This window comes from Candidatus Aquarickettsia rohweri, from assembly GCF_003953955.1.
GTDB lineage: Bacteria > Pseudomonadota > Alphaproteobacteria > Rickettsiales > Midichloriaceae > Aquirickettsia > Aquirickettsia rohweri.
In genome coordinates this window covers 1-10,860 of sequence record NZ_RXFM01000036.1, presented here as the reverse complement: position 1 = coordinate 10,860, position 10,860 = coordinate 1, and the positions used below count along the sequence as shown (strand labels likewise).

Annotated in this window: 14 protein-coding genes; 13 read left to right on the top strand and 1 reads right to left on the bottom strand. The window is 27.3% G+C overall.

From position 1 onward, the window contains the following. The 9 genes from EIC27_RS03295 to rsmD all read left to right on the top strand — a co-directional run. Positions 1 to 196 (top strand): transposase domain-containing protein (locus tag EIC27_RS03295; RefSeq protein WP_126044202.1); only part of this gene is annotated, 196 nt, incomplete at its 5' end. A gap of 229 nt (positions 197 to 425) precedes the next feature. Further along, positions 426 to 1,064 carry an orotidine 5'-phosphate decarboxylase / HUMPS family protein gene (locus EIC27_RS03290; protein WP_126044720.1) on the top strand — a complete coding sequence of 213 codons (639 nt, stop codon included), beginning with the start codon at positions 426 to 428 and terminating at the stop codon, positions 1,062 to 1,064. Next, a complete protein-coding gene (locus tag EIC27_RS03285; RefSeq protein ID WP_126044719.1) occupies positions 1,042 to 1,434 on the top strand; it encodes a phosphoribosyltransferase in 393 nt (130 codons plus the stop codon). Before EIC27_RS03290 ends, EIC27_RS03285 begins: the two co-directional genes overlap by 23 nt. Beyond that, a complete protein-coding gene (locus tag EIC27_RS03280; protein ID WP_126044718.1) occupies positions 1,427 to 2,194 on the top strand; it encodes a hypothetical protein in 768 nt (255 codons plus the stop codon). Before EIC27_RS03285 ends, EIC27_RS03280 begins: the two co-directional genes overlap by 8 nt. After that, a complete protein-coding gene (locus EIC27_RS03275) occupies positions 2,175 to 3,077 on the top strand; it encodes a ribose-phosphate diphosphokinase (protein WP_126044717.1) in 903 nt (300 codons plus the stop codon). Before EIC27_RS03280 ends, EIC27_RS03275 begins: the two co-directional genes overlap by 20 nt. Before the next feature lie 25 nt (positions 3,078 to 3,102). Further along, entirely contained in the window at positions 3,103 to 5,097 is a 1,995-nt protein-coding gene (tkt, locus tag EIC27_RS03270; protein ID WP_126044716.1) for a transketolase, read from the top strand. A 3-nt stretch (positions 5,098 to 5,100) separates the two neighbouring features. Continuing rightward, the gene (locus EIC27_RS03265; protein WP_126044715.1) at positions 5,101 to 5,715 is read left to right on the top strand and encodes a ribonuclease HII; all 615 of its coding nucleotides are present in this window, start codon (positions 5,101 to 5,103) and stop codon (positions 5,713 to 5,715) included. Next, complete coding sequence (gene mltG, locus EIC27_RS03260; RefSeq protein WP_126044714.1) at positions 5,712 to 6,692, top strand: endolytic transglycosylase MltG; 981 nt, start codon at positions 5,712 to 5,714, stop codon at positions 6,690 to 6,692. Before EIC27_RS03265 ends, mltG begins: the two co-directional genes overlap by 4 nt. Before the next feature lie 8 nt (positions 6,693 to 6,700). Beyond that, positions 6,701 to 7,270, top strand: coding sequence for a 16S rRNA (guanine(966)-N(2))-methyltransferase RsmD (gene rsmD / locus EIC27_RS03255; RefSeq protein ID WP_126044713.1), 570 nt, complete (start codon positions 6,701 to 6,703; stop codon positions 7,268 to 7,270). 426 nt (positions 7,271 to 7,696) lie between these two features. On the opposite strand, the gene EIC27_RS07010 is transcribed toward rsmD, so the two are convergent. After that, positions 7,697 to 7,846 (bottom strand): hypothetical protein, encoded by a 150-nt coding sequence (locus EIC27_RS07010; protein ID WP_154663844.1) that lies wholly within the window; start codon positions 7,844 to 7,846, stop codon positions 7,697 to 7,699. Between the two features lie 219 nt (positions 7,847 to 8,065). On the opposite strand from EIC27_RS07010, the gene EIC27_RS03250 reads away from it, so the two are divergent. From EIC27_RS03250 to EIC27_RS03235, 4 genes are all read left to right on the top strand, one after another. After that, positions 8,066 to 8,392: a HesB/IscA family protein gene (locus EIC27_RS03250; protein ID WP_126044712.1), complete on the top strand. Its 327-nt coding sequence runs from the start codon at positions 8,066 to 8,068 to the stop codon at positions 8,390 to 8,392. A gap of 19 nt (positions 8,393 to 8,411) precedes the next feature. Continuing rightward, on the top strand, positions 8,412 to 8,783 hold the full coding sequence (gene rbfA / locus EIC27_RS03245) for a 30S ribosome-binding factor RbfA (protein ID WP_126044711.1): 372 nt from the start codon (positions 8,412 to 8,414) through the stop codon (positions 8,781 to 8,783). A 133-nt stretch (positions 8,784 to 8,916) separates the two neighbouring features. Next, positions 8,917 to 10,383, top strand: a complete 1,467-nt coding sequence (gene gatA / locus EIC27_RS03240) for an Asp-tRNA(Asn)/Glu-tRNA(Gln) amidotransferase subunit GatA (protein ID WP_126044710.1) — start codon at positions 8,917 to 8,919, stop codon at positions 10,381 to 10,383. A gap of 97 nt (positions 10,384 to 10,480) precedes the next feature. Next, positions 10,481 to 10,860: leucine-rich repeat domain-containing protein (locus tag EIC27_RS03235; protein WP_205702325.1), on the top strand; the 380-nt coding region annotated here is incomplete at its 3' end.

Sequence of the window (10,860 nt, the reverse complement as noted above, 5' to 3'; positions counted from 1 at the left end):
GATGTTCTGTGCAACAACTAAGGGTGCTAAAGCTAGTGCAAATATTTATAGTATTATTGAAACTTGCAAAGTAAATAAGATTAATCCTTATGATTATTTAAAATATTTGCTGAATCATATTCATGATTATTCTGATCCAAAAGAGTTAGTAAATTTACTTCCATATAATATTGATAAAAAAATATCATCAAATTAAATTTTTTTTAGAATTATCAAAAAACTTAAGAAACCCAAAGAAAGGCGGATAATACTTGTCAAGATGGGGATATTTTAGCGTTTACTTAACAAATTTGGTGAGGACAGAATAAAATATGAATTAGAAAGTTTTTTAAAGCAAAAATTTTTCCCTAGATTTGGTGGAGGCATTGGAGTAACAAGGCTTGCTAGAGCTTTGGAAATTAATAATATTATATAATTATAGTCAAATGTCTTTAATTTTATCTTTAGATTTAAAAAGTATTGAAAAAGCAAATTATATAATTTGTCAAACTTATCAATATTTAAGTTTTATTAAAATTGGTCATGTAGCACTTTCAAATTTGGATGTTTCAAAGCTTAATACTTTTGATATTCCAATAATGCTTGATTTAAAGTTTTTTGATATTACATCAACTGTGGAAAAAGCAATTTTAGGATATTCAACTAAGATTGAAAATCTTAAAATATTTACTATTTCTGCAGCATGTCAGGATGAGACTATTAAAATGTCTTTAAAATCTTCATTTAAACCATTTTTTGTGTTGCATTTATCAAGTGATATAGTGGGTATAGATAAATCTAAGATAATAAAAAGAGTAGAGGAAATAATAAATCTAGGAGGTCAAAATTTCATTTGCCCTCCTTTTTTAATTAAAGATTTTAGGGAAAATTTTAAAGACACAATTGCTCTTGCTACACCAGGTGTAAGAAATGATCACAGTAATGATGATCATTTGAGTACTGTGAGTGCATCTAAAGCAAAAGAACTTAGGACTAATCATATAATTGTGGGAAGGCCAATATATAATTCAAATGAACCAAAAAATATTGCTAAGGAGTATTATGAACAATTTATTTCAACATAAAAAATTTACACTGCATTCAGTAGGTGTTTCTAATTTTAAGATTGAATGCGATGCAATTACAGAAGAGGATTATAAAACTCTGGCTAAAATTATATCTAAGAAATATAAATTTAAAGAAGTTTATGGTGTGCCAAGAGGTGGGGTGCCTTTTGAAAATGCGTTAAAAGAATTTAAATCAAATGATAATAATAATCTGTTGATTGTTGATGATGTTTTGACTACTGGAAATTCAATGCAAGAAGCTAAAATAAAATTTCAAGATAAACAATATGATAACGTATTTGGAGTTGTTGTATTTTCGAGAGGAGATTCGCCAAACTGGATTAAGTGTGTGTTTCAATTAGATAAGTTTTTTAGGGAAAATGTTTAAAAATCTTATTATATCTCCACCATTTGGAAATATAGTTAATTTTGATTTTGCAACATCAATATGTGGCACTTATACTGCATACAAAAGGGATGGTATGGTTTGTAGATATTTGAAAACATTAAGGCCAATATGCAAAAATAATAAATTGAGTTGGGTAAATTCAATAGGATTGAGAAACCCAGGCATTAAAAATATAAATTTATCAAGAATTAAACAAAAAATACTTTCAATTTCACTTATAAATGAAGAAGATATGGTAAGATTTTTTGAAGTATTGAAAAATTATATCATTAATCAAAATGTAAATTTAAATGCCATAGAAATTAATATTAGTTGTCCTAATGCAAAGATTGGGCTTATAACTAATGATGAAATTGCCTTATTAAAAAGTTTGGGCTTAGAGGTAATAATAAAAGTTCCTCCTATTAAAAGATATTTAGAGATTATAGAATTTTATAAAAATAGTGATGTTAAATATTTCCATTTATTTAATTCATTTCCTTGTAGTAAAGGAGTATTATCTGGTGTGGTGATTAAAAGACTATATTTTAAATTAATAAAAAGGGCGAAAGAAAGTTTTGGTGAATCAATAGAAATTATTGCTGGAGGTGGTATTCAATCTATCTATGATATTGTAGATTATAGGGATATAGGAGTAAACTATTATTCTATTTCTAGTTTATTTTTTCATCCAATTAAATTTATTAAATTTTTCAATGATTATAAAAATATAGAATATTATGAAAATACTGCATTGTAATAACACAATAAAGTTAGCTAAAAAGATATCAACTCAAGTCAATATAGATATCATAAATAGTGACATTAGTAAATTTAGTGATGGGGAATTAAGTATTAAAATAAACGATGATTTATATCAAGAAGATGTGTTGGTAATACATGAGTTATACCCAGATATTAATGAAAATCTCATACAGTTATTGTTTATGATAAATGCCTCAAAAAAAAGAGGTGCTAAGAGGGTGCATGCAATTATACCATATTTTGCATATAGTAGAATGGATCATAAAAAAATTGACCAGGATTTTATTTCAGCCTCATGTATTGCTTCATTACTTGAAGCTGCAGGTATTGATACACTTATAACAATTGATTTACATTCAAGTCAAATAGAGGGTTTTTTTAGAATTCCAGTTAAAAATATTTCTATGTTTGAATTATTTAAAAATAATTTTTCTAATCTAAATCAAGGAAATAGTATCATAGTATCTGCAGATATTGGTGGAAAGATAAGAAGTAATAGTATTAGCAAATTTTTAAATATTCCACTTGCTGTTATATACAAACAAAGAGATGAAAAAAATAATGTAACAATGAGTGGCGTAATGGGCGATGTAAAGGACAAGCATTGTATATTAGTTGACGATATTATTGGAAGTGGACAAACAATTATTAAGGCTATTGATACCTTGAAACATTTAAATGCTAAGAGCATTGAAGTTGTAGTTACTCATAATTTAATTGGAAATGAAAATCCTAATTTAGATAAAATTTTAAAAAGTATTGACCAATTAAGTGTTTCTAATACTATACGAGTTAATAATAAAAATTTATATTTACCTAACGTGAAAGTTATTGATATCAGTGATTCAATAATTAACTGCATAAAACTATATTTTTAAGTCTTAAATAAATTTGTAACAGTTAATGAAAAAAAATATTATACAACAGGATTTACATAATAAGTTATCAAATGCTCTGAGGATTCTTTCAATAGAAATGGTTGAAGAAGCAAAATCAGGTCATCCAGGGATGCCGATGGGTTTTGCAGATGTTGCTACAGTTTTATTTCAATATTTTCTTAAATTTAATCCAAATGATCCAATATGGGCAAACAGAGATAGATTCATATTGTCTGCGGGTCATGGTTCAGCGTTACTTTATAGTTTGTTATTTTTAACAGGATATAATGGATATAAATTATCGGATTTGAAAAAATTTAGAAAAATTGGTTCAATTACTCCTGGTCATCCTGAATATGATCCAAAATTAGGCATTGAAACTACAACTGGTCCATTAGGGCAGGGTTTAGCTAATGGTATTGGAATGGCAATATCAGAAAAAAAAATGAAATCTAAATTAAGTGGAGTAATAAATCATAAAATATATATAGTGGTTGGAGACGGTTGTTTGATGGAAGGAATTTCTCATGAAGCAATGTCATTAGCAGGACATTTAGGTTTGAATAATATTGTAGTATTATTTGATGATAATAAAATATCTATTGATGGTCCCACATCTCTTGCTGTTTCTGATATGACTTTAGCTAGTATATCTTCATATAATTGGAATGTTATTTCAGTTGATGGGCATAGCCCAAATGCAATATGGAAGGCTTTAGATTCTGCTCAAAAAAGTGATAAGCCGATGTTTATAGCGTGTAGGACAAAAATTGGATATGGCTCACCTAATTTTGAAAATTCTGAAGAATCTCATGGTAAATGTCTAGGGATGGAAGAAATAAATTTAATTAAGAAAAAGTTAAATTGGACATATGATAATTTTGTAATCCCTGATCCAATCTTAAAAATTTGGAGAAATTTTTATAAAAGAAATTTAGATGAATATTTAGATTGGGAAAATAACTGTAAAAAAAGTTATTTAGAATATCACCAGAATAACGATAATTTAAATATTGTTATGAGTGATATTAAAAAATTTAAAAAAGATTTAGATACTTTTCATAATTCAGAAGCAACCAGAAAAAGTTCTAATAAAATTATTAATATAGTCTGTGCTAAAAGTGATAATTATATTGGTGGTTCTGCCGATTTATCTGGTTCAAATGGAACGAAATCTAATAATTATAAAATTATATCTAAAGATGATTTTACTGGAAATTATATACATTATGGAGTTAGAGAACATGCAATGGTTGCTATTATGAATGGGATTAATATTCATGATAAATTTAAATCATTTGGTGGAACGTTTTTAGTATTCTCTGATTACTTAAGACCATCTATACGACTAGCTTCTTTAATGAAATTGCCAATAATATTGGTATTTACACATGATTCTATTGGTGTTGGAGAAGATGGTCCAACTCACCAACCAGTTGAGCATTTATCATCGCTTAGAGCGATTCCAAATTTGAATTTATTTAGACCTGCAGATGCGATAGAAACTGCAGAGTGTTGGGAGTTAATGATAAAACAAACTAGTACTCCTTCAGCAATATGTTTAAGTAGACAAAATTTACCACAATTAAGAAATAAAATTAATATAAATAATGTTAAAAATTTAGTTGGATTTGGTGCATATATTTTATATCAATCTAGAGAAGCTAACTCTATATCTATTTTTGCTAGTGGTTCAGAGTTGTCAATAGCTATGGATGTTGCAAAGAATTTAGAAAAAAAGCAAATTGGTTGCAAAGTTATTTCTGTTCCATGCCAAGAGATATTTTGGGAACAAAGTTTAGAATATCAAATGGCTATACTTTGTAATAATACTTTAAAAATTGCAATTGAGGCTGGTAATGATCAATCTTGGTCTAAGTTTATTGGTCCTCATGGAGCTTTTTTTGGAGTAGAAAATTTTGGTAAATCAGGAAAAAATAGTGATGTATATAGTCATTTTGGATTAACTGTTGAAAAAATTACTAAAAAGATTTTAAAAATTATTAATCCAGCTAATTAAAATATGCTAAATAAAGTAAATTTAAAGCCAGATTTTTCATATGAAAAAAGGATAGGAGGAGTAATACTTGGTATAGATGAAGTTGGTAGAGGATGTGTTGCAGGGCTAGTAGTAGCAGCAGGAGTTATTTTAGATGATAATATAGATATTTCTCAAATAAATGATTCAAAAAAAATAATCCCTATTAAAAGAGAGATACTTTGTAATTATCTAAAGAATAATTGTAAATATATTATAAAATCTAGTAGTGTTGAGGAAATTGAAAAAATAAATATATTACAAGCTTCATTACTTGCAATGAGGAGAATTATAAATGAAATGAAAAATAAATTTGACCATATTATTGTTGATGGAAATATAAGTCCAGATACATCGATTAATAATTTAACCACTATTATAGGAGGTGATTCTAAATCATTGTCAATTGCTGCTGCATCAATAATAGCTAAAGTTACTAGAGATAAGATAATGAAAGATTTAGATAAGGAAAATCCAGGATATTTTTGGGATAAAAATAAAGGTTACGGTACTCAACAGCATATTGAGGCAATAAAGAAAATAGGAATTACTCGCCACCATAGAAAAAGCTTTTTAAGTAAAATAATAACTTGTAAATGAAAATTTCTAAAAAGCTATATATATCAGCTCTGGTAGCTATTTTAATAAAAATAGGGTTTGTTTTTTATGTGTATACAAATCTTTATAATAAAACAATTACACAAGATAATATCACTATTATTATTCCAAAAAACTGTTCTATTAGATGTGCTTCAGATATTTTTTATAGAAATAATCTTGTAAGTAATAAATTTTTTTTTATAACCTATGCTAGGATTTTTGAGTTATTAGGTAAAAGAATTATTGCTGGAGAATACTATATACCGATACATTCAAATTTTGAGAAAGCATTTGATATAATTATTAAAGGTGATGTTATAAAACATACAGTAACTATCCCTGAAGGATTAACAAATATTCAAGTTACTAAAATATTAAAAAGTATCTATGGTGTTATTAATGATAATGATTCGCTTCAAATTTATAAAGAAGGTACGTTATATCCAAATACTTATGAATATTTGTATGGTACAAAAATTAGCTATTTATTATATAAAATGAATTTAGATTTACAAAATTTGCTTGAAGAAGAATGGAGTAAAAGGAATATTGAGGCTACAAAAGAATTAAAAAATAAGAATGATGCTTTGATTTTAGCATCTATTGTTGAAAAAGAAGCAAAATTTGATGATGAAAAGCCTCATATTGCAAGTGTATATTTAAATAGATTAAAAAAAAGAATGCCTTTACAAGCTGATCCAACAGTTATTTATGGTATTTCAAAATGGGAGGATTTTAATAGAAAGGTTACATATGATGATCTTAAAACGCAATCTCCATATAATACTTATTTAAATTTAGGATTGCCTCCAACCCCTATATGTAACTCTGGAAAATCTTCAATAAAAGCAGTACTCAATCCAATTAAAAGTGATGATATTTATTTTGTGGCTGATAACTCTGGAAAACATGTATTTGCAAATAATTACAAACAACATTTGAAAAATATTAGAAATATTAGAAAAAATAATAAATAACTATATTTATGAGAGTCATTGCTGGAAAATATAAAAACAAAAAAATAGTAAGTAGCTTAAAAGGACTAAATGTTGATATCAAACCAACAACTTCAAAAGTTAAAGAATCAGTTTTTAATATTGTTAACAGTTATTTTGTTAAAAATTACATTGATATAGATAAATCTTCATTTTTGGATTTATGTTGTGGAAGTGGTGCAGTTGGTATAGAAGCAATTTCAAGGGGATTTAAACAGATATATTTTATAGATAGAAATAATGAAAGTTTAGAGATTACTAATTTTAATTTACAAAATTTAAAAAGTAATAATAAAAATTGGATTCTTATAAAGTCAAGTTTTAATGATTTGCAAATCGAATGCGAAACTGTTTTTGATATAATATATCTTGATCCACCATATAATATGTTGATCACTCAAGAGGTGTTAGTAAGTGTTGCTAAATATTTACATTTGAATTCGTTATTGATAATTGAAACATCAAGAGAAATTAATCCAGCATTATTAATAGGATATGATATAATTTCTATTAAAAAATATGGGAAAAGTTTTATTTTTATTATAAAGCTTAAAGGATAATAGTAGTTATTAAGTTTAGAAAAACATGGTGAGATAATGTATTAAAAGTTATAGTTAATTATCTAGTTATACTAGTTGGTGAATTTTGACGTTCTTGTAATAATTTTTCAGCAAACGTTTGTGTTTTATGTGTCAATGACCTTTTTTGTTTTACACCTAAAATCTCTAAAAAATTTTTAATCTTATTTATTACTAATCCGAACTGCAGATAAGAAATAAGAAATTTATAGCAAATTTTATAATAATGAAGAAGAGTATATCTCAAGAGTCATCACGAAGGAGATCTTTAGCTCTACTGTGGTGATCCATAACTATTATAGCATTTATATTTGTTGATGCATTACTGGATTGCCACGAGCACTTTGTGCCCCCGCAATAACTATATCGTTGTTCCTAACTGTGCTAAATATTGCTGTATAGTGGCTTCTAGCTCGTTATAGAGCAATTCTTATCTGCAGTTCGGGTTATTACTATATCTACTATACTTCTTTTATTAGAATATATATCTTTGAAAAACTCATCTTTATGAGCTGCAAAATTTTGTGTTTTATCTACTAATTCAGGAACAGAATTCATTGTATTAACTAATTTATCACATAATGCTTTAAAGTACCTTACTCATAAAATTATTTTATGCTAATTTCAACTTCATTGTAATAGTCATATAAAATTTGTTAATCAACAAGAATGAATAATTTGTATAGGTTAAAGTTATATAACTATAAAACTAATGATTTAAAGTTTTATAAATTATTGATATAATGCTCATAATATTTATATAAGTATTTGTTTATTATGAATGAGTTTTCAATATCACAAAAAGCAGCAGATAAAATAAATATGCTTAATTCCAAGGAGAGCAAACCACAAATGTTTAGAATAAAAGTGGAAGGAGGTGGATGTAATGGGCTTAAATATCAAATAGGTTTTACAGATTCTAAAAATAATGATGACTTTGAATATGATAAAGATGGTGCTTGCGTTGTTATTGATAAAATTTCAATAGGGTTCTTAAAAAATTCTGAACTTGAATATGTTGAAGAATTAGGTAATTCTTCTTTTGTTATTAATAATCCAAATTCCAAATCTAGTTGTGGATGTGGTTCTTCATTTTCTTTTTAATATTTAATTAAATTTACACATGACTTATCAATATAAAAAGCCACCTACTAACAGGCAGTTAAAGGTATCTGAATTAATCAAACAAGAAATGGCCATGATATTTGCAAAAGGAGAGATTTTTTTGCCTGAGCTAGAGAAAATTCCTGTTACTGTAACAGATGTAAAAATTAGTGCTGATTTAAAAATATCAACAATTTTTATTAATCCTCTAGATGATAAGATTGATAAAGATTTGATTAAGGCGCTGAATATTCTAGCACCTGAATATCGTAAAAAAATTAGTAATAGAATTAATCTGAAATTTTCACCTCAAATTAGATTCCAAATTGATAAGTTTATTGATGAAAAAATTAATATTGAGAAATTATTTGATAAAGTAAATGCGAATTAAATTTGGATTTTTCGTATTGCTGTAATATTAGTATATTCTTATATAATAAATAATATTGAATAAATTTAAGAAAATGCTAGACAAATCAATATTATTTAGCAGAATTGCTGAAAATAATAAATTATAAAATATAATGAGTCAGGAGTTAATAGGTTTACCATACTATAAAGTACAAAAATTGCTTGTTGATAAGGATATATCTGTTGTTGAGTTTATTAAATTATATATTGAAATAGCAAAAGATGCTAATGTAAAATATAATGCATATAGGGAAATAACAGAAGAATATGCATTAAATCAAGCACAAGAATCTCAAAAGAGATTTGATAATGGACAAGCTTTGAAGATAGAGGCAATGCCAATAGGGGTGAAAGATAATTATTGTACCAAGGGTATATTAACTACTGCTTGCTCAAAAATGTTAGAGAATTTTATTCCACCTTATGAGTCTACTGTAACCAGCAAATTATTTGCAAATGGTGGAATAATGATTGGTAAGACAAATATGGATGAATTTGCCATGGGCTCTTCAAATACTAATAGCTATTTTGGTGATGTAATTAATCCATATAAAGCAAATGATTCAGATAAAAATTTAGTAGCTGGTGGTTCTTCTGGTGGATCTGCTGCAGCTGTTGCAGCAAATACTTGTTTAGGAGCATTAGGGAGTGATACTGGCGGCTCAGTAAGACTTCCAGCGGCGTTTACAGGTACTGTTGGCATTAAACCTACATATGGTAGGTGTTCTCGTTATGGTATCATTGCATTTGCTAGTTCTTTAGACCAAGCAGGTGTTTTTGCGAATAATATTACAGATGCTGCATTAATATTGGAATCTATTTCTGGGTTTGATGAAAATGATTCCACATCTAAAAATAAGGTTACGCCAAATTTAATAGATAATATTGGAAAAAGTATTAAAGGTATGAAAGTTGGAATTCCAAAAGAATATCAAAAAGATAATATCAATCCTGAAATTAAAAGTTATTTAGAGAAAGCTAAAAAATGGTTTTTAGATGCAGGTGCTGAATTGGTTGATATTTCATTGCCACATACTGATTATGCACTTGCAACATATTATATTATCACATCTGCTGAAGCATCTTCTAATTTGTCTAGGTATGATGGAGTAAGATATGGAACCAGGATAGAAAAAGAAGGTGATAATTTTAAAGATATGATAGAAAGGACAAGAGGAGAGTGTTTTGGAGATGAAGTTAAAAGGAGAATAATTTCAGGAACATATGTGTTATCTGCAAGTCATTTTGGTGATTATTATCAAAAGGCACAAAAAATAAGGAGACTAATAGCAAATGACTTTATTAGTGCTTTTGAAAAAGTGGATGTTATATTAACTCCGACTTCATCAAATCCAGCATTTGCTATTGGTGAAAAGACAAACCCAATAGATATGTATAATAACGATTTATTTACTGTACCTGCTAGCCTAGCAGGTTTACCTTGCATGTCAATTCCTGTTGGATTTTCTAAAAATAAATTACCACTTGGTATCCAGTTAATATCTAAGTCATATGATGAAGAAAATTTATTTAGATTCGCATACGTAATGGAAAAGAATTCTGAATTTAAAATTAATTAGAATTCAATAATTAAGGCTTTTCTAGTGTAGCTTCAAATTAAAACAAGAGTAGAATTATAAAGTTAGGTAAATAAATATTTTAGTGTGGGGGTAAATTATGAATTTAAATGAAGTTATAAATAGGAATTTAAATGAAGCTATAAAAAAAATAAAATATTCCAAGTGCTTTCAATATATTGACCTTTGGAGTCATAATATAGGAGCCAAAGGAGCAATTTTTGTGGCTGAGCAATTAAAAGATTCCAAGGTCTCTCATAATATTGACTTTGGGAGTAATAATATAGGAGCCCAAGGAGCAATGCTTCTGGCTGAACAACTAAAAGATTCCAAGGTCTCTCATACTATTTATCTGGGTATGAATCAAATAGGAGCTCAAGGAGCAATGCTTCTGGCTGAGCAACTAAAAGATTCCAAGGTCTCTCATACTATTAACCTTATGGATAATAATATAGGAGCCAAAGGAGCAATGCTTCTGGC